This is a genomic window from Marinomonas pontica (genome assembly GCF_036322735.1).
GTDB classification, from domain to species: Bacteria; Pseudomonadota; Gammaproteobacteria; order Pseudomonadales; family Marinomonadaceae; genus Marinomonas; species Marinomonas pontica.
Map to the genome: position 1 here is coordinate 439448 of NZ_AP027271.1, position 18360 is coordinate 457807.

Sequence of the window (18360 nt, forward strand, 5' to 3'; positions counted from 1 at the left end):
TATAATAACGTGTTTAACCGCTGGGCGCAGTGTCACTTTGGTTTTACCAATACCTTTGGTTGGGCAATGGTAATGTCGGTTTTGCAGGTGGCGATACAGGGAAGAAAATAGCCATTTTGTTTTTCTTTCTCGTTTAAACCATGAGGGTGGCGATGTTCGTAATCAATTTCGCCATCCAGTAAGGGGGTTAGGCAAACACCGCAAACGCCATTGCTGCAGGCGTGTTTTATAGGAACGCCGGCAGAGGTCAATGCGTGCAGAATGATATCGCCTTGTGCAATCGAAAGGGATTGCTCGGGCGTTAAAAAAGTAAGGCGAATCTGTTTCGTCTGCACAATATTTTCCTACTGTTAATTTTCTATTAACTTTACCATGATATGACTAAGGTGCTGACTGCTGTATTCTGAGCGACTGGCCTAAAATAATAATGACAATGGATTTCAACCCAAGATGATAGAACAGCCATGACAGAGCAAAACAAAAAGACGTTATTAGTCGTCGACGATGACCAAGACATCCGTCAACTTTTAGGCGATGCGTTATCGCAAAAGGGTTACAAGGTCTTGGAAGCGGAAAATGGTCGCCAGATGTGGCTGCATTTAGACGCAGAACAAGTGGATTTGGTGCTAATGGATTTGTACCTACAAGAAGAAGACGGCTTGAACCTCGCTCGGGAGATTCGCGCACGTTTTGCGATGCCGATAATGATGTTAACGGGCAAGGGCGACGAAACAGATCGTATTTTGGGCTTGGAGTTGGCGGCGGACGATTACATGATGAAGCCGTTTAACTTGCGAGAACTGACGGCGCGCATTCATGCCTTGTTACGTCGTTCCTACGCGGTGCCGGTCGCAACGGGCAGCACCATCAATGAAGACCATGATTGTTTACGCTTTGGCCATTGGACATTGGATTTAACCGCTCGTCTTTTGCATGACCCAGATGGCACATTAGTGACGCTGACCTTGGGGGAGTTTTCGCTTCTGGAAGTGTTGGCTCGCCATCCTGATCGTATTTTCTCTCGTGAGCAATTGATTGAACAAAGCCGAGGCCTAGAAACCGAAGTGTTTGACCGCACCGTTGATGTGCTGATTCTGCGCTTGCGCCGAAAAATAGAAACCAACCCCAAAACGCCAGAATTCATTAAAACTCAACGAGGTCTGGGGTATTTTTTCCAAGGCCCAGTGCGGATGAACTAAATGCGCTTTATTAGCATTCGCCAAAAAGCCTCGTTGTCCATTTTGGTCATCAGTCTGGTGGCTTTTTTCATGGTTGGCATTGGTTGGCAATCCATGCGCGTCAGCGAAGCGTCGTTGTCGGAATTTGAATCCGAAACCCTACCCGAAATCAGCACCTCGCTAACATTAGCCGAGGGGGTTGCTCAGTTGGCGGCCATCGCGCCTTATACCGCAGGATCCGGTCGGCCCTTCCAATTACAAACTGAGTCAGAACGCATCCACCTTCGTATTTTAGAACTGCGTGGTGTGGCAGACAGTTTGACGGATTCGGTGTTTCAACGAGACATTGATGACCGTGTGGATGACCTGCAAACCACGCTGGAAGAATTGGTTGCCCTAGTGCGAGAAGAACTGTATCTGCGTGAGGACAGTTTGGCGCAGCAGTTCCGTATCCGCCATTTGCCAATAGAAGAAAGCGCCTCCGCCGTGACGAGCCAGCAAGGATTGGTGTGGCTGTTGCAACTGCTGGAGTCGCCAAGCTTGGTGCCAGAAAGCATGTTGAAACAGCTAAAACTGTCGAAAAAAAGCGAGCAAGTGGCGGAAATCGCCGACGATTTATTGATGGCGCATCGTCGCTTAAATCAAATCCAAGAGCGCAAAAACTATCTGCTGATTTCGATTCGCGCGAAATCCGAACAGCTCAGCAAACAAGTCAGTGACTTTGTTGGTGGTCTACAGAAAAAAGTCAGTAGACAACGCCAAGAAGTGTCGTCATTTGTGGCCCGAGGGCAAAATTGGCTGATTGGCATTTCGGTGTTTTTGCTGTTGGGGCTGACGCGTTTGTATTGGTATAGCCAGCGCATGACCAAAGATTTGGGGGTGGTGACCAACGACATGGAGCAGCTGTCGTTAGGGCGAGTGGATTCAAAGCACACGGGCATTCGCCGTAATGATGAAATCGGTACGCTGGCAGACACGTTTGAAGTTTTCCGTCGTGACGCATTACGGCGTTTGGAAGTGACCGCAGAATTGTCTGAGCAGAAGCGATTGCTCGAAACCATTTTTGACAACATGAACGATGGCCTAAGTGTGTTTTCTGCGAAAGGCACCTTGGTGGCGTGGAACTCGGGCTATCAAAAATTGTTTGATTTATCGGACGACGATTTACGGGTCGGTATGCCGATCGATGATGTGCAATCTTTGATTAACCAAGGGCAACATAAAAATCTGAATTTGGAAAATCAGCAAGTTCATATGGAAGAAGTGAACGTGTCGCGGCATTTGCGTTTTCAGAGTTTTGAACGCCATTTTGACTCAGGCAAGATCGTTGAGTTTCGTTCTAAGCCGATGCCCGAAGGCGGTTTTGTGACCTTGTATACGGATTTGACGGAACGTAAGAGCGTTGAAAGTCAGCTGCGTCAGGCACAAAAAATGGAAATGCTCGGACAATTAACCGGTGGCGTGGCTCATGATTTCAATAACTTACTGGCGGCGATTATGGGTAACTTGCAAATGTTGTCTGACTCCCGTCCACAAACCGATGACCAAGCCCGATACATTGAACGTGCGCTGGTGGTATCTGAAAAAAGCAGCAACTTAGTGCAGCGATTATTGGCGTTCAGCCGGCGTCAGCAGCTGTTTCCGGTGTCGATTGGCATCGACGATCTGATCGAAGGCATGCTGGATTTGGTGGAATACAGCGTGGGGTCACACATTGTGGTTGAAAGCGATTTGCAATGCCCAGATGCCATGAGCTTAATTGATCCTTCTCAGCTGGAAAATGCCTTGCTGAATTTGTCTTTGAACAGCGCCAGCGCGATGCCAGATGGCGGCAAACTGTCTTTTTCGACCAAGCTGTGCACTCTGCCAAACAGTGACGTGCCAGCGATTCGTATTCGCGTGGAAGATTCGGGCGAAGGCATTGCCGATGAGGTGATAGGCCGTATTTTCGAACCTTTTTTCACCACCAAACCGGTTGGTAAAGGCAGCGGTTTGGGCTTGAGTATGATTTACGGTTTTGTGAAGCAAAGCGGTGGGGAGATTCAAGTGACGTCTGAAAAGGGCCAGTGGACTCGTGTGTGTTTGTTCTTGCCTAGGCAGCTGGTGCCATTAGATCACGCTACTGATGCAAAAGACGAAACAGAAAGCTGCTCTTTGCCGCGCACTGCGATTCCGTTGCCCGAATCCAGCTTGGTGTGGCTGGTGGAAGACGACGACGAAGTGTGTCGGGTGATGCGTGAACAGCTCGAAAAAATCGGCTTTATGGTGCAAACCTTCGACTGTGCCGAAGCCGTGATGAAAGCGTTGAGCAAAGCCATATTGCCGGACGCCATTGTGTCCGATGTGAACTTGGCTGGCACCATGAGCGGCGTGGAGTTGGCGCACAACATTGCGTCTGACGTGTCAGGCTTCACGGGGCCAATATTGCTGATGTCGGGCTTACCTAAAGAAGAATTGAAGCAAAAATATCAATTAAAAGACGACGATTTATTTATCTCAAAACCTTTTACTATCAAGGAGTTAAGCGGAATATTTCAGTTGAAAAACTGATTTATTACAAATATTACAAAAAAAGAATAAACAATGAAATTATTCATTAGTTTTTGATCTCCATAGTGGTTTGTCAGAAACAGAGTCGGGACTGGATCTGTTTTTAACATGGCCTTGCTGCCAATAATAAAAACAAAAACTGGAGTTCTAACATAATGAAATTCATTCCTTATAAGAAATTGGCTTGTCTTGTTGCTGCTGGCGCGTTATCTAGCGTGGCGATGGCAGAAACCCCTATCATTGGTCTTATTACTAAAACCAACACCAACCCGTTCTTCGTGAAAATGAAAGAAGGCGCGCAACAAAAGGCGGCTGAGCTTGGCGTTGAATTGCGTACTTTCGCTGGTCGTTACGATGGCGATAACGAAACGCAAGTACAGGCTGTTGAAAACCTCATTGCCGCTGGTGCAAAAGGCATTCTAATTACCCCAAGTGACACTGCGGGTATCGTTCCGACTATTCAAAAAGCACGCGATGCTGGTTTGCTGGTTATCGCATTAGACACACCACTTAGCCCAGCCAGTGCGGCTGACATGACATTCGCAACGGACAACTTCAAAGCGGGTGAAATGATTGGTATGTGGGCAAAAGCAAAAATGGGTGACAAAGCCAAAGATGCCAAAATTGGCCTGCTGGATTTGAGCACTAGCCAAATCACCGTTGACGTTGCTCGTGACCAAGGTTTCTTAAAAGGCTTTGGTATCGACATTAAAAACGCGAATCGCATGGGCGATGAAACCGACCCTCGCATTGTGGGTAATGATGTGACTCAAGGTTCTGAAGAAGGTGGCCGTCGTGCGATGGAAAACCTACTTCAAAAAGATCCAGATATTAACTTGGTATACACCATTAACGAACCTGCTGCTGCGGGTGCGTATGAAGCACTGAAATCATTCGGTCTTGAAAAAGACGTGTTGATTGTTTCTGTGGATGGTGGTTGTCCTGGTGTGCGTAATATTAAAGATGGCGTGATCGGCGCGACTTCTATGCAATTTCCTCTGAAAATGGCCTCTGAAGGCGTAACTGCGATTGTTGAGTTTGCGAAATCTGGCTCTCGTCCATCAGCGTCTAATGGTCTGGACTTCTTCGACACAGGCGTTCAGTTAATCACTGATGAGCCAGTTAAAGGTGTTAACTCTGTCAGCTCTAAAACGGGCTTGAGCATGTGTTGGGGCTAATCAATCTCTTGTAATAGATGGGCGAGAAAGTGCCCGCTTCGCCGTTAGTCGTGAGTTGGACTAACGGCACTTTTTCTGTCTGGAGCACTTTTTCCGTTTAGAGCAATGTTTCCTGTCTGGAGTAATCTATGAGTTCTACCAACCCAAAACCGTCCACAGCGGTGCTAGACCACGATAAAGTCGCGGATCAGGCGAGCACCTATGTTGCCAAGTTTGAGCGCCATGAAACGCCGTTGCAGCGTTTCAAAAAGTTTCTTCATCATTATCCTATTGCTGCGCCTCTGATTGTATTGTTGTTGGCCGTTATCAGTTTTAGCGTCATTGTTGGTGACCGCTTTTTACACCCTTTTAATTTGTCCTTGGTGTTACAACAGGTGACTATTATTGGTGTCATTGGTGTGGCACAAACATTGATTATCTTAACCGCAGGCATCGATTTGTCTGTGGGTGCGATCATGGTTCTGACCTCCGTCGTTATGGGACGGATGGCGGTGAATCATGGTATTGATCCTAGCTTGTCGATTTTAATCGGTATTGGTGTCGGCGCTTTGGCGGGGTTCATCAATGGTCTGTTGATAACGCGATTAAAAATCCCACCTTTTATTGCCACGCTAGGTTCTTGGAATGTGTTTTTTGCGCTGAACCTATGGTATTCGAAAAGTGAGACCATTCGCTCGCAGGACATCAGTAATATTGCGCCATTACTACAATGGACGGGCCAAACCATCGACTTCTTCGGAGCAAGATTGACTTATGGCTCCCTGTTGATGTTGGGGATCTTCTTTCTGATTTGGTACGCCTTGAACTGGACGGCGTGGGGTCGTCATGTTTACGCAACGGGCGATGATCCGGAAGCCGCGAAATTGGCTGGTATTCGTACCACGCGTATTCTGATGTCTGTTTATGTGTTGGCTGGCGTGGTATGTGCTATCGGCGCGTGGGTGCTTATCGGTCGTATCGGTTCGGTTAGCCCACAAGCAGGCACCATGACCAATCTGGACAGTATCACTGCGGTGGTTATCGGTGGCTGTAGTCTATTCGGTGGCCGTGGTTCTATTTACGGTACGCTTATTGGCGCCTTAGTAGTGGGTGTGTTTCGAAACGGTTTGGCGCTTGCTGGTGTTGATGTGTTGTGGCAAGAGTTCACCGTCGGTATTTTGATTATTTCGGCTGTGGCCATTGATCAGTGGATTCGAAGAGGGACAGCATAATGACAGCACATTACGATCAAACCCCGGTATTACAAACTAAGAATTTGGTAAAACGTTACGGCAGTGTGACCGCCATTGATCATGCGGATTTTGAACTCTACCCCGGTGAAATACTGGCGGTAATCGGCGACAACGGCGCGGGAAAATCGTCACTGATCAAAGCCTTGTCTGGCGCACTCATTCCTGACGAAGGCGAGATTTTGTTGGATGGCAAACCTGTCAGTTTTTCTTCGCCAATGGAAGCGCGTGCGTTAGGCATCGAAACGGTGTATCAAAACTTGGCGGTGTCGCCTGCGCTTAACATTGCGGACAACTTGTATTTGGGTCGTGAATTATTAAAACCGGGTATTTTAGGCTCTGTTTTTCGCATGCTGGATAAGAAAGAAATGGAGCGTCGGGCGAAGGAGAAAATGACCGAGCTGGGCTTGATGACGATTCAAAACATCAGCCAAGCGGTGGAGTCGCTGTCTGGTGGTCAGCGCCAAGGTGTGGCCGTGGCGCGTTCGGCTTTGTTTGGTAGCAAAGTGGTGATCATGGATGAACCTACGGCGGCATTGGGTGTGAAAGAATCTCGTCGGGTTTTGAATTTGATCAAGGAAGTTCGCGACCGTGGTTTGCCGATTATCTTGATCAGTCACAACATGCCACACGTCTTTGAAGTGGCGGATCGTATTCATATCCATCGCTTAGGCAAACGTGCTGCCATTGTCACACCTCAGTCTCATTCCATGTCGGATGCGGTGGCCATTATGACCGGCGCCATGGACGTTGAAGCGAGCGAGGGAGAGGTGGCATAAAGAAAAAACAAAGCGGCTATTCTTATCTTCGGCAAGGTAAGGCAAAATAGCCGCTTTTTAAGCTTTTTAAGCTTTTTAAGCTTTTTAAGCTTGTTAAGCGAGCGGTCATCAGGGGTATCACATGAGTTTTATAAAACAGACAATGTCGGGGTTGAAAAAAACTCGTTCCCTTTTGAAGGCCAATCGCCTCATGCCGAGTGTATTGGCTGTTTCTGTTGCTGCTGCTTTATTGGCGCCACTAAGCTCACAATCTTCGGAACCAGCGCCACTTAAGTCCATTGGGATGAGTGTCGCTGACTTGGGCAATCCCTATTTTGTTCAGTTGGTTGAATCGGCCACCTCTAAAGCCGAAGAGCTTGCTGGTGCGCCCGTCACCATGTTAATCCGTTCTGATGCCTATGACTGGCAACGTCAAATTTCCCAAATTAATGATTTTATTGAGCAAAAAGTCGATTTAATTGTGCTAACCGCGGCCGACGAATACAAGGTTGGGGCGGTGGTGGCGAAAGCTCAACGAGCCGGCATTAAGGTGATTGCAGTTGATGTGAACGCCCATGGCGCTGACGCGACCATCACCACCGACAATGTTCAAGCGGGCGTTGTCGCCTGTGAAAAGCTGGCCGAAAAAATCGGTTACAAAGGGAATTTTGTCATTATTAATGGTGTGCTGGTGTCGTCTGTTATTGAGCGAGTGGCCGGCTGTAAATCCGCGTTAAATAAATACCCGAATATCACCTTGCTCAGTGACCGTATGAACGGCACCGGAAGTGTGGAAGGCGGGATGGAAGCCATGACATATTTAATGGAAGAGTACGATCACATTGATGCCGTGTTCACCATCAATGATCCGACTGCCTTTGGTGCTTTGCGTGCGGCACAACAAGCCAACCGTAACGAGTTTGTGATGGCTTCCGTCGACGGTGCGCCGTTTGCCGTGGACATTATCCAAAAAGACGACAATCCTTGGATTGCTACGGCGGTTCAACGGCCTATTCCGATGGCGGAGAAAGCCATTGAAATTGGTATGGATTTGTTAAAAGGCAAAGACGTTGCCCAACGTTTTATTTTGATCCCTTCTGTATTGGTTGAAAAACACCATTAGCCTCGCCGGCGTCGCGATTCGGGTGAATTGCGACTTGGTTTTTTGTCGTAAAGAACGGTAAGCTATCGGCCTTCGTTAAAGAGGCCATGTATGGACACTTCCACGTTATTTTTACAAATTTTTAATACGGTATTTCCTCTTGCCAGTATCGTGCTGGTGGCGTTTTTGTATGCGCGTGTTCGACCTACTGACATGACGGTGGCGAACCGTTTGAACATCAGTGTGTTTTGTCCTGCGCTTATTTTCTCCGTTATGGCCTCAAAAGAATTTCATATCGCGCAATACGTTGATCTGATTATTGCGGCTGCAGTGGTGGTGTTGGGATCGGGGTTGTTGGTGTGGCCGTTATGCAAATGGCTGAACATTTCACCGAAAACCTTGGTTCCTCCGATGATGTTTAACAACAGCGGAAACCTAGGGATTCCGTTGATTGTGTTGGCGTTTGGTGAGTCGGCTTTACCGGTGGCTGTGGTGTTATTTTTAACGGAAAATTTGCTGCATTTTACGGTTGGCATGTACCTACTGAACCCCAAAACCAATCTTCTTAATGTACTGAAAATGCCGATGATTATTGCCACGGCGTTGGGGTTGGTATGGAGTCTGCAGGGCTGGACTGTCTTGCCGGCCGTGAAGGTTTCGGTGGATATGATGGGGCAAATTGCCATTCCTCTGATGTTGTTTGCGTTGGGTGTGCGTATGACTCATGTGGATTTTAGTCAGTGGAAATTGGGTGTGATTAGTGGGATTTTGTGTCCATTAAGTGGTCTGATTATGGCGGTGATTTGGCAGTATTTTGTGGGTATGTCTGCAGAAAACTTTGCCTATTTGTTGATCTTCGCATGTTTGCCGCCTGCGGTACTGAATTACATGGTGTCGGAGTTGTATCAACAAGAGCCACATAAAGTGGCCTCGATTGTATTGATTAGCAATCTGATGAGTGTGGGAATTATTCCTTGTGTGTTGTTTTATGTTTTATAACGCGATGTTGGGAGAATGGACATGTTAGTGCAAATTGGGTTGATTGCGTTACTGGTGGTGGCGTATGTCATCATTTCGCGCCTATTAAAATCCAGTGTTACCTTGTTGGGTCGAAATAAAGCCGCCAATGAAGTGCGCATAACCTATGTATCAAAAATGTTGAATCTTGGGTTTACGGCGATTTTTGTTCTGTTGGTATGTTTGGTGCTGGGTATTGGCTATGGGCAGTTGGCGATCTTTTTCTCGTCTGTGTTTGCGGTCGTCGGCGTGGCATTGTTTGCTCAATGGTCAATTCTGAGCAATATTACCGCCAGCTTGATTATCTTCTTTGGCTTTCCTTACCGTGTTGGTGATTGGGTGAAAGTGGTGGACAAAGACGACGAAATTCTTGGCCATATTCTGGAAATATCGACATTTCATGTGATTATCGAGCGCTTATCCGGCGATGTCGTTACTTACCCAAACAGCTTGATTTTGCAAAAGGCGGTGATTCGTTTTGAAAGCAAAGAAGCCGCGCAAGCGATGAGTCAGTTCGCGCAATCCAAAAACGAAGAGAAAAGTGATAACGCTTGATATGAACAAAAAACAGCCAATTTTTTCGAGATTTCCTCTATCTGTGTCATACTAAGAGGCTTTCATCTTCAAGAAGGGAGCCTCTTGTGAAATCTGACCCTGAATCTTTATTAAAAAACAACGATGCATTGATTCATTCGGATGCATTGAAAGTAAAATCCCACGCTCAGCGTCCCCAAGAAGACTGGGTGCTGCACACTCTAATGATCGAAGGCTACGACGTGCCTTTTCGTTTCAAACGCCAAGGCAAATACCGTACTTTGCGCGGCGCTCGTGTGAACCTTACATATTATCCAACCCAAGAAATGGTCGCCGGTATTCCGGTAGAAATAATGAAAGTCGTGCGAGTAAAGCGAACTTAATGGGCGTCACTCGTTGCCAGGCATATTGTGGCTTTTCTTCTTGCTGATAAGAACTTAATATGGCGTCGATTGTCTGTGTTTCAGGCGTTTATCTTTGCATATTAGGTGTACAAAATAATGGAAATGAGTCGTTCGGGAAGTTGGCTTTCCACGTTAAAACGCATTGAGCGTAGCGTTTGGTTTCAAGGTTTTATCATCAGCATTATCGTTATTGCGGCATTAACGGTTGGCGCAAAAACCTATTCTTTACCCTACGGTATTGATAAAGCCATTAGCTATTTGGATAACTTTATTACCGTCTTCTTTCTGGTGGAACTGTCTCTGCGTTTCATTGCCTGCGACGACAAAAAACGCTTTTTCAAAGACCCATGGAATATTTTTGACACTGTCATTGTGATTGGCAGCTTAATGCCGGTTTCTGAAACCGAAATGATTTTGGTCGCACGTCTACTGCGAGTGTTCCGAGTGTTACGCCTGGTGTCGATCATTCCTGATTTGCGTTTTTTGATCAATGCCTTGCTTAAAGCCATTCCCAAAATGGGCTACATTGCCTTACTGATGTTTATCATTTTTTACATCTTCGCGGCAGTGGGTTCTATCTTCTTTCATCAAGTAAATGAAGAGCTTTGGGGCGATATCGCCATTTCTATGTTGACCTTATTCCGCGTTGCTACGTTCGAAGACTGGACCGATGTCATGTATGAGACGATGGACGTTTATCCGTTCAGTTGGATTTTTTACATCATCTTCATCTTCTTAACCGCGTTTGTGTTTTTAAACATGATGGTTGGTGTGGTGCTGGATGTGATGACGCGTGAAACCGCGCAAGAAGAACACGAGAACCAAGAAAACCACCATCATGCTTTGGTGACGCAAATCTCTGAGTTGCAAGCGCAAGTGGCGCGTCTTGCCGATAAGATAGATGCGCAACAAGACTCCAATAAGAAATAACCTCTGATCTCAAACCGGGCGTTGGTGTATTTTTTTCAGCCAGCGTCCGCCAAACGTATTCAACATCAGCCCTACTAGCACAACCAAAATCCCTATCCATTGCATTGCGCTGACGGTTTCAGACAGAAAAATTTCAGCGGATGTTAAACCGACCACCGGCACGCCCAAAGTGAGTGGCGCCACCGTAGCAGCGGGATAGCGAGACAATAAATAGCTCCATAAGCCGTAGCCCGCTAACGTCGCGAACAAGGAAAGATACGCTAAGGTCGCGAGAGTTTTTAGGTTCAAATTCACAATATTGCTCCACATGACATCGCCGCCATCAATGAAATAAGCGCACAGAAAGAAAGGCACAGGCGGCACCCAGCTTGACCACACGATAAGGTTAAGGTTTGCATCGTAACCTTTTCGGCTGATGATCTTGGTGAAAATATTGCCCAACGCCCAGCTAGAACCCGCTGCTAAGGTTAAGCCAAAGCCAAGCGCCGTCATGGTAGTGTCTTCATTGTCGAACCCAATCACCGCCAAGCCACCAATCGCAATGCCGATAGCCAATACTTGATAAGGCCGAACGGCTTCTTTTAACAACAAGACCGCGAACAACAGCGTAAAAATGGCCTGAGATTGCAGCACCAATGAGGCCAATCCCGCGGGCATACCAAACGACATGGCGCTGAATAAAAACGCAAATTGCCCGAAGTTCAGCGACAAAGCGTAACCAATACACCAGAGTATCGGGGTGTTAGGGCGAGAGAAAAAGAAGCAGCCAATAAGGCCAATCACAAGAAACCGCAAACCGCCCAACATCATTGGGGTAAGCTCATCCAATCCCCAGCGCATAACGATAAAGTTAAAGCCCCACGCGACAATAATAAAAAGCGCCAAAAACATATCTTTGCGAATCATGTTGAATCCTTAACTGTATGATCATAGTGGGGCAAAAAGTGATCAAACACTTTACGTGGTTTAGGCGAATTTGCACATGGACAGATAAAGAAAGAATTAAGGACACAGACGCGAAAAAGAGGGCAATGGACGTACTTCACCCTATTCATTTTTCCGTTTGCGGCATTAATAGAATGGATAAAGCATTCATTCGTGAGTGAATCTAGGCTAAATTGGCGGAATATACGCTGAAATCTGCCGCAGATTGGCAACGCGTTCATAATAATAAAAGAAACAAGAAGAGTACCCATGTCATGCGTATTTTAGTGGTCGAAGACGATCGGATTTTAGGCGAAGCCATCAGCCAAAGAATAGGGCGAATGGGGCATGGGTTGGATCTTGCTCAAACTGGAAGCCAAGCCAACCAAATGCTGGCGGTGCAAGAATACGATCTTATCTTGTTGGATCTAAATCTGCCGGACATGACGGGCAATCAGATTTTACAAAACCTTCGGAAAAAACAATCCAATACCCCGGTGATCATTCTCACAGCGCGAGATGAAATAAAAGACCGTATCGAACTGCTGGATTTGGGCGCCGACGACTACATGACCAAGCCTGTGGATTTTGGCGAATTGGAGGCACGTTGTCGTGCTTTGCTCCGCCGCAGTCAAGGGCAAGCGCAAAATACCATTGAATACGGCAATGTGTGTTTGGATCTTCAGGCGTGCACTGTGACGGTTGCTGGGGTGTTGATTGAACTGAAACAACGTGAATTTCGATTGTTAGAAGTGTTTATCGGGCACACTGGTCGAGTGCTGAGCAAGGAAACCTTGATTGAGCACATTTATAATTTCAACGAGAATCCCAACTCTAGCGTTATCGAAATTTATGTAGCGCGCCTACGCAAATCCTTGCAGGACAGTGATATTCACATTCGCACCATTCGCGGATTGGGTTATTTGTTGGAAAAACACCATGGCTAAGGCGACCACGTCTATTCGTCGGCAGCTTATTTTTATGGTGGCCACGGTACTGATTTTGATTAACGCCGTGGCGCTTTGGAGTACGCATATTTATGCGAATCGAGCGGCCAAAGAGTCCTACGATCGTTTGCTATACGGCTCGGCTTTGCAAATGGCGGAAAACATTACGTTGTTAGACGGCAAGGTATTTATTGATTTACCTGTGTCGGCGTTTGAAACGCTGGCGTTATCGACCTCAGATCGGGCATTTTACGCCATTATGAACGGTCAATATCAGGTGTTAACCGGTTATAAAGATTTACCGAATATTCCTTTTCCGCAATTATTACTGCAATCGAAAGAAAAAGAAAAATTCCAACCTATTTATTATGAAGCCGATTATCGCCATGAGAGAGTGCGTTTTGTGGCGTTAGGTAAGCGACTGTTGGAAGCCGACAACGTGAATGACGTGTTCATTATTGTTGGGTAAACCTTGGGCGCTCGCGACGTTGCAGCAGCCGAAATGAGCCAAATGGTGCTGCAATTTGTGACCTTGTTTTTCTTTATTACGTTGCTGCTTCTGCTGTTCGTTATTTGGCGAGTATTGCAGCCATTACAGGCCATCAAACAAGCCATCACAGAGCGTTCGCCCCAAGAACTGTCGCCATTAGAGGCCAATGTGCCGAGCGAAATCGCCCCCTTGTTGAAAAGTATTAATTACTTTATGGCGCAGTTGGACACCACATTGAGTCGTTTAAAACGCTTTACTGCCGAGGCGGCTCATCAAATAAGAACGCCATTGGCAGGGCTGAATTCGCAAGCACAAAATGCGTTGGATGAAACGGACGAAACACTGCGTCAAAAGCAGTTACAGCATATTTTAGAAAGCAGTGACGTATTGTCTAACACGGTTAATCAGCTATTGAATCGAGCCACATTGACGCACCGTTTTCAGAGCCATCCTTTTAGTCCTGTGTCTTTAGACCAACTTACCAAAGAAACCTGTCGTGAATTGGTGGTTTGGGCGTTACAACAAGATGTAGAAATGGAATACGTGGGCGAGGTGCAAGCGACCATAAATGGGGACGAATTTGCGTTAAAGCAAATGCTGCAAAATATCATTGAAAACGCCATTAAATACAGCCCGAAAGGTGGCGTGGTTGAAGTGGAATTAATGGCCGATAGCAAGAAACCGGCCGCGTCTTGGGTGTTGCAATTTCGTGATCAAGGTGTTGGTGTACCGGATCAGGATAAGGAACACATATTTGAGTATTTTTACCGCAGTCCAGACAACTTCACGTCTGGGACAGGCATAGGCTTGTCCATTGCAAAAGAAGTTGCAGAGCACCATAACGCCCGATTTCATCTGAAAGACAATCAGCCGAATGGGCTAATTGTAGAGGTGATTTTTCCTCAGCACAGTGAGGCGCTTTTATGATGACGCGTTATGTGGGCTGGTGCATGTGGTTATGGGTGAGCTGTTTGGGGTGGGCTGTGAATGCAAAAACGACGGAGTTTGTGGTTTTTCCCAGTGTCCATGAGCTGAAAAACGAGGCGTCTACTGCGTATCAACAATATCCGGTTTTGACGGTTCGTGGTGCAGTCAATCGCGAAGCCATAGCGCCGTTGTTTCAGGCCTACCAAGAAAAATACCCTAATGTGGTGATTCATTATGCTGAATCCAATACTCGGCATTTGTATGAGCAGTTTTTGGCACAGCCTGAATCTCGACCAGACATCATGCTCAGTCCTGCAATGGATTTGCAATTTAAACTGGCAAACGATGGCTATGCGTTGGCGTACGATTCGCCAGAACTGGCTAATGTGCCGAGCGACTCTTATTGGCGCAGTGAGTTATTTGGTTTTACCTATGAGCCGATTGTAACGGCGATCAATAGCGACATTTTGGCGGGTGAAATTCTGCCTCAAAGCCGTGAGCAATTATTGAATTTGATTCGCAGTAAGAACCATTTGTTAGACGACAAAATTGGTTTGTTTGATATTCAGCAATCTGGGTTAGGCTATCTGGCGTGGGCGTATGATGGCCAGCAATCTCGCAGTTATGGTCGTTTACTGGAAGCGTTTGGTACGCACCAAGCAAGACTTTATACGGACACGTCTTCCATGCTGAATGCCCTTTTAAAAGGGCAGATCTTCATTGCGTACAACCTAGTGGGAGCGTATTCGTATCGTTGGTCCGAGCAATATGATTGGATCAGAACCATCATGCCGACTGATTACACGTCGATTATTATGCGCACCGCGTTTATTCCAAGAGATGCTCAGCAGCCTGTTCTGGCTAAGCGCTTCATTGATTTTTTGCTGTCACCAACGGGGCAACATATTCTGGCGAATCAATCGGGGATTACACCAATAAGCTTAAATGCCGTTGGTCCCTATAGCCGAGAAGCTTTGCGTAAGCTGCCTCATGGCATTTTTCGCCCGATTCCGTTAGGGCTGGAGTTGTTGATTCAAACCGACGATGCCAAAAAACACATTATTTACCACGAATGGGACAGTGCCATGTTGTCCGCTGAACCGTCCTTGTCTGTAACGCCTTAATTTTGACGCTTTCTGATCCATGAAAGGTTCATGAAAGGTTGCCTCGCTAAAGTGATCAGGTGATATCAAAACAAAAATAATTTGGAGAAAACCATGTTTAAAAAAATACTGATCGCGAGCGCATTGTGCGCGACTCTGGTAAACAGCCCTGTGCAAGCGGCTGAACGTGTATCTATTGGCACTGGCGGAACGGGCGGTTTGTTCTATGTCATCGGTGCGGGCATTTCTGAAACCCTCAATAAACACATGGATAACACAACGGCGCGTGCCGAAGTAACAGGCGCGTCGGTGGAGAATAACCACCGCGTTGCGGCGGGTCAAATGACGCTAGGTTTGTCCTCTTCTTCAACCTTGTTTGAAGCAAAAAATGGCCAAGGTCCATTCAAAGTCAGCGGCCCATTGGATGTCGCGGGTATCGCTTATTTGTACCCTGCCGTTTTGCAGGTGGCGACGGTTGCGGGAACGGGTGTGGACTCTTTTGAAGCATTGAAAGGCAAACGAGTAAGCATGGGGCCTCCGGGCAGTAACGCAGCAGTATTGGCGACGCGTTTATTACAAGAGTACGGTGTGTTTGATGACATTACACCGCGATTTCTTTCGTATAACGAAGGGGTAAAAGCCTTGGTGAATGGCCAAGTAGAAGCCACGGTGGTGTTGGCTGGTGCACCGACCTCGTCTTTGATCGATCTTGATTCTCAAACAGACATGAAGCTGTTATCGGCGGATGTGGATAAGCTTGATAGCCTGATTCAGAAATACCCTTTCTACCAAGCGTACTCATTGCCAGCTGGGACTTATCCAGATCAGACAAAGCAAGTGGTGATGATCAATGATCCTGCAATTTTGTTTACCAGTGGCAAAGAAGACCAAAGTAAGGTGTATACCATCACCAAAACCATCTTTTCTCATCTTGATGAGCTGGGACAAATTCACCCACAAGCCAAAGCAATTTCTCTCGATACGGCGAAACGAACGCCAGTGGCGTTGCATCCGGGTGCGAAGAAATACTTTGATGAAGTAAGCGGTCAGTAGGAGCGTCATCATGTTGAAGACAAACCTACAAAGTTTGCGTCTGGAATCGACATTTGCAGGTGGCAAGGAATTGGCCTTGGTTTCCATTCTGTTCAGTGTGATTGCTGCGACAGTTGCTGGCTTTGTGTTGTACGGTGCATATTACGGTGGCATTACGGCGTTGCTATTGAGGTCGTCATTTTTCTCGTTAGTCGCGGCGGCGGCCATGTTGTTTTATGCCTTACGATACAAAAGTGTGGCGGGGCGCGCGGTGTTTTACCTGTTTGCTCTTGCGGCGTTGGTTCCTGGACCGTACTTATGGCATTACTACATTGATATTGTCATGCGTGGTGCTATGTCAATTGAGCAAGATAGGTTTGTCTTTATTGCTCTCATTGTGGTGGTGTTTGCCTTTGTTCGTATCGCGGTAGGTCGGGCGTTGATTATCTTAATGGCGCTGGCTTTTCTCTATGCGTACTTTGGCTATTTGATTCCCGGAAAATATGGCCACGGTGGCTATGACATTAGCCGTTTAACCTCAACTCTGATGTTATCAACAGAAGGGGTTTATGGCGTTCCCATGGGGGTGGCGGTTGAGTATATTTTCTTGTTCGGCCTGTTTGGTGCCATCTTAACCAAGATTGGTACAGGCGAAGTGTTCGTGGACATTGCCCGAGGCTTAACCGGACGTGTTCAAGGTGGTCCCGGTTTGTCGGCGGCCTTGTCGAGCGCCTTGTTGGGATCGTTGAATGGCAGTGCTGTTGCTAATGTGGTGACGACCGGAACCTTTACGATTCCGCTTATGAAGCGTGTGGGCTACAGCGCTAAATTGGCGGGAGCCATAGAGGCTGCAGCTTCTTCGGCAGGCCAGATTATGCCACCAGTCATGGGCGCTGCGGCGTTTTTGATGGCGGAAATGATCGGCATTCCGTATGCGGAAGTGGCGTTGGCGGCCTTGGTTCCGGCGCTATTGTATATCTTTGCGTTGATGATTTCTGTGCGGCTTGAAGCGGGTCGTCTTAACTTAGCGAGAGACACCGAGGCGGGTTTGCAGCTTTTAGTGAGAACGTTGCGTACTAAGAGTTACCTTTTGCTGCCATTGGTGGTGTTGATTGGTTTAATGATCTCAGGTAAGTCACCAACTCAAGCCGCTGTTATGGGGATTCTAGCTGGTTTGTTAGTTTGTCCTTGGAAAAAAGCCACTCGTATAAATGCGCTAGATCTCATCGCTGCTTGTAAAGAGACCTTGTCTTCGACTTTACCAATCGTTGCAGCTGTGGCGGCGGCAGGCGTTATTATCGGTATTTTGAATTTAACCGGTATGGGGTTGATGTTGTCTGGCTTGATCATTGAATTGGGCGATGGCAATTTGTGGGCGGTTTTGTTGCTGACTGCGTTGGCGTCTTTTGTGTTGGGAATGGGGCTGCCGACCTCGGCGGCGTATTTGCTGCTGGCTGTCCTCGTTGCCCCAGCGATGACGCAATTGGGCATGGAAACCTTGTCGGCTCACATGTTTATTTTCTATTTCGGTTTGGTGTCTGCGATTACGCCACCGGTAGCGCTGGCTGCTTATGCTGCTGCCACCATATCGGGCGCTGACGCAAATGAAACGGCCGTTGAATCGATGCGTTTGGGTTTTGTGAAGCTCTTGGTGCCGTTTTTGTTTGTCACTATGCCTGGGGTGTTGTTGATCGGAACCACGACCAGTGTGGTGGCGGCTATTTGCTTTGCTACCCTAGCAACCGCGTCGATGAGTATTGGTTTTTCTGGCTGGCTACGTGAGAATTTGTCTTGGGTTACGCGTTTGTTGTACGTGGCGGCCGCGATATTGATTGCTTGGCCAGCGGCCGCAACGGACACGTCGTTGTTTGTCGTCAGTGCGCGAGTATTGGGTGTGGTGGTGTTTGCAGCATTGCTGATTAAGGCCAGTACTCAGACAAAACTCAAAACTATGAAAGTTCACGCTTAACCGTTCAGGCAACCAAGCAAACGACACGAAAAAGCGCATATTTCTATCAAGGAATTATGCGCTTCTTTTAATCAATTTTCTTGGTAAC

At 47.1% G+C, this 18360-nt stretch carries 18 protein-coding genes; 16 read left to right on the forward strand and 2 right to left on the reverse strand.

Annotated features, from left to right (window positions below):
• Positions 1-32: 32 nt before the first annotated feature.
• Complete coding sequence (locus AABA11_RS02110) at positions 33-335, reverse strand: 2Fe-2S iron-sulfur cluster-binding protein (protein ID WP_338264983.1); 303 nt, start codon at positions 333-335, stop codon at positions 33-35.
• A gap of 129 nt (positions 336-464) precedes the next feature.
• Between AABA11_RS02110 and AABA11_RS02115 the strand changes: the two genes are divergently transcribed.
• From AABA11_RS02115 to AABA11_RS02160, 10 genes are all read left to right on the forward strand, one after another.
• Entirely contained in the window at positions 465-1199 is a 735-nt protein-coding gene (locus tag AABA11_RS02115) for a response regulator (protein WP_338264985.1), read from the forward strand.
• Entirely contained in the window at positions 1200-3728 is a 2529-nt protein-coding gene (locus AABA11_RS02120) for a PAS-domain containing protein (RefSeq protein ID WP_338264988.1), read from the forward strand.
• 155 nt (positions 3729-3883) lie between these two features.
• The gene (locus AABA11_RS02125; protein ID WP_265728304.1) at positions 3884-4906 is read left to right on the forward strand and encodes a sugar ABC transporter substrate-binding protein; all 1023 of its coding nucleotides are present in this window, start codon (positions 3884-3886) and stop codon (positions 4904-4906) included.
• 128 nt (positions 4907-5034) lie between these two features.
• A complete protein-coding gene (locus tag AABA11_RS02130; RefSeq protein WP_265728305.1) occupies positions 5035-6117 on the forward strand; it encodes an ABC transporter permease in 1083 nt (360 codons plus the stop codon).
• On the forward strand, positions 6117-6914 hold the full coding sequence (locus tag AABA11_RS02135; protein WP_338264993.1) for an ATP-binding cassette domain-containing protein: 798 nt from the start codon (positions 6117-6119) through the stop codon (positions 6912-6914). The genes AABA11_RS02130 and AABA11_RS02135 overlap by 1 nt, the downstream gene beginning before the upstream one ends.
• Before the next feature lie 121 nt (positions 6915-7035).
• Complete coding sequence (locus AABA11_RS02140) at positions 7036-8016, forward strand: substrate-binding domain-containing protein (RefSeq protein WP_265728307.1); 981 nt, start codon at positions 7036-7038, stop codon at positions 8014-8016.
• A 90-nt stretch (positions 8017-8106) separates the two neighbouring features.
• A complete protein-coding gene (locus AABA11_RS02145; RefSeq protein ID WP_338264997.1) occupies positions 8107-8994 on the forward strand; it encodes an AEC family transporter in 888 nt (295 codons plus the stop codon).
• A 21-nt stretch (positions 8995-9015) separates the two neighbouring features.
• Positions 9016-9567: a mechanosensitive ion channel domain-containing protein gene (locus AABA11_RS02150; protein ID WP_265728309.1), complete on the forward strand. Its 552-nt coding sequence runs from the start codon at positions 9016-9018 to the stop codon at positions 9565-9567.
• 86 nt (positions 9568-9653) lie between these two features.
• Positions 9654-9929 carry a hypothetical protein gene (locus AABA11_RS02155; protein WP_072842024.1) on the forward strand — a complete coding sequence of 92 codons (276 nt, stop codon included), beginning with the start codon at positions 9654-9656 and terminating at the stop codon, positions 9927-9929.
• Between the two features lie 117 nt (positions 9930-10046).
• Complete coding sequence (locus AABA11_RS02160) at positions 10047-10880, forward strand: ion transporter (protein ID WP_338265001.1); 834 nt, start codon at positions 10047-10049, stop codon at positions 10878-10880.
• Between the two features lie 9 nt (positions 10881-10889).
• Here the strand turns inward: AABA11_RS02160 and AABA11_RS02165 are convergent, their stop codons facing one another.
• Positions 10890-11786, reverse strand: coding sequence for an EamA family transporter (locus tag AABA11_RS02165; RefSeq protein ID WP_338265004.1), 897 nt, complete (start codon positions 11784-11786; stop codon positions 10890-10892).
• Positions 11787-12079: 293 nt separating this feature from the next.
• On the opposite strand from AABA11_RS02165, the gene AABA11_RS02170 reads away from it, so the two are divergent.
• The 6 genes from AABA11_RS02170 to AABA11_RS02195 all read left to right on the forward strand — a co-directional run bounded on the left by AABA11_RS02170 (position 12080) and on the right by AABA11_RS02195 (position 18272).
• Positions 12080-12751, forward strand: coding sequence for a response regulator transcription factor (locus AABA11_RS02170; protein ID WP_338265005.1), 672 nt, complete (start codon positions 12080-12082; stop codon positions 12749-12751).
• Entirely contained in the window at positions 12744-13220 is a 477-nt protein-coding gene (locus tag AABA11_RS02175; RefSeq protein ID WP_338265006.1) for a sensor histidine kinase N-terminal domain-containing protein, read from the forward strand. Before AABA11_RS02170 ends, AABA11_RS02175 begins: the two co-directional genes overlap by 8 nt.
• 33 nt (positions 13221-13253) lie before the next feature.
• Entirely contained in the window at positions 13254-14168 is a 915-nt protein-coding gene (locus tag AABA11_RS02180) for a sensor histidine kinase (RefSeq protein WP_338265008.1), read from the forward strand.
• Positions 14165-15292 (forward strand): ABC transporter substrate-binding protein, encoded by a 1128-nt coding sequence (locus AABA11_RS02185; protein WP_338265010.1) that lies wholly within the window; start codon positions 14165-14167, stop codon positions 15290-15292. The genes AABA11_RS02180 and AABA11_RS02185 overlap by 4 nt, the downstream gene beginning before the upstream one ends.
• A 93-nt stretch (positions 15293-15385) precedes the next feature.
• On the forward strand, positions 15386-16324 hold the full coding sequence (locus tag AABA11_RS02190; RefSeq protein ID WP_338265012.1) for a TAXI family TRAP transporter solute-binding subunit: 939 nt from the start codon (positions 15386-15388) through the stop codon (positions 16322-16324).
• Positions 16325-16334: 10 nt separating this feature from the next.
• Positions 16335-18272, forward strand: a complete 1938-nt coding sequence (locus AABA11_RS02195) for a TRAP transporter permease (RefSeq protein ID WP_338265014.1) — start codon at positions 16335-16337, stop codon at positions 18270-18272.
• The last annotated feature ends 88 nt before the right edge of the window (positions 18273-18360 follow it).

Excerpts from the sequence above, each read along its gene's own strand:
- AABA11_RS02115 (WP_338264985.1), top strand. The coding sequence starts at position 465 with ATGACAGAGCAAAACAAAAAGACGTTATTAGTCGTCGACGATGACCAA.
- AABA11_RS02120 (WP_338264988.1), top strand. The coding sequence starts at position 1,200 with ATGCGCTTTATTAGCATTCGCCAAAAAGCCTCGTTGTCCATTTTGGTC.
- AABA11_RS02125 (WP_265728304.1), top strand. The coding sequence starts at position 3,884 with ATGAAATTCATTCCTTATAAGAAATTGGCTTGTCTTGTTGCTGCTGGC.
- AABA11_RS02130 (WP_265728305.1), top strand. The coding sequence starts at position 5,035 with ATGAGTTCTACCAACCCAAAACCGTCCACAGCGGTGCTAGACCACGAT.
- AABA11_RS02135 (WP_338264993.1), top strand. The coding sequence starts at position 6,117 with ATGACAGCACATTACGATCAAACCCCGGTATTACAAACTAAGAATTTG.
- AABA11_RS02140 (WP_265728307.1), top strand. The coding sequence starts at position 7,036 with ATGAGTTTTATAAAACAGACAATGTCGGGGTTGAAAAAAACTCGTTCC.
- AABA11_RS02145 (WP_338264997.1), top strand. The coding sequence starts at position 8,107 with ATGGACACTTCCACGTTATTTTTACAAATTTTTAATACGGTATTTCCT.
- AABA11_RS02150 (WP_265728309.1), top strand. The coding sequence starts at position 9,016 with ATGTTAGTGCAAATTGGGTTGATTGCGTTACTGGTGGTGGCGTATGTC.
- AABA11_RS02160 (WP_338265001.1), top strand. The coding sequence starts at position 10,047 with ATGGAAATGAGTCGTTCGGGAAGTTGGCTTTCCACGTTAAAACGCATT.
- AABA11_RS02165 (WP_338265004.1), bottom strand. The coding sequence starts at position 11,786 with ATGATTCGCAAAGATATGTTTTTGGCGCTTTTTATTATTGTCGCGTGG.
- AABA11_RS02170 (WP_338265005.1), top strand. The coding sequence starts at position 12,080 with ATGCGTATTTTAGTGGTCGAAGACGATCGGATTTTAGGCGAAGCCATC.
- AABA11_RS02175 (WP_338265006.1), top strand. The coding sequence starts at position 12,744 with ATGGCTAAGGCGACCACGTCTATTCGTCGGCAGCTTATTTTTATGGTG.
- AABA11_RS02180 (WP_338265008.1), top strand. The coding sequence starts at position 13,254 with ATGAGCCAAATGGTGCTGCAATTTGTGACCTTGTTTTTCTTTATTACG.
- AABA11_RS02185 (WP_338265010.1), top strand. The coding sequence starts at position 14,165 with ATGATGACGCGTTATGTGGGCTGGTGCATGTGGTTATGGGTGAGCTGT.
- AABA11_RS02190 (WP_338265012.1), top strand. The coding sequence starts at position 15,386 with ATGTTTAAAAAAATACTGATCGCGAGCGCATTGTGCGCGACTCTGGTA.
- AABA11_RS02195 (WP_338265014.1), top strand. The coding sequence starts at position 16,335 with ATGTTGAAGACAAACCTACAAAGTTTGCGTCTGGAATCGACATTTGCA.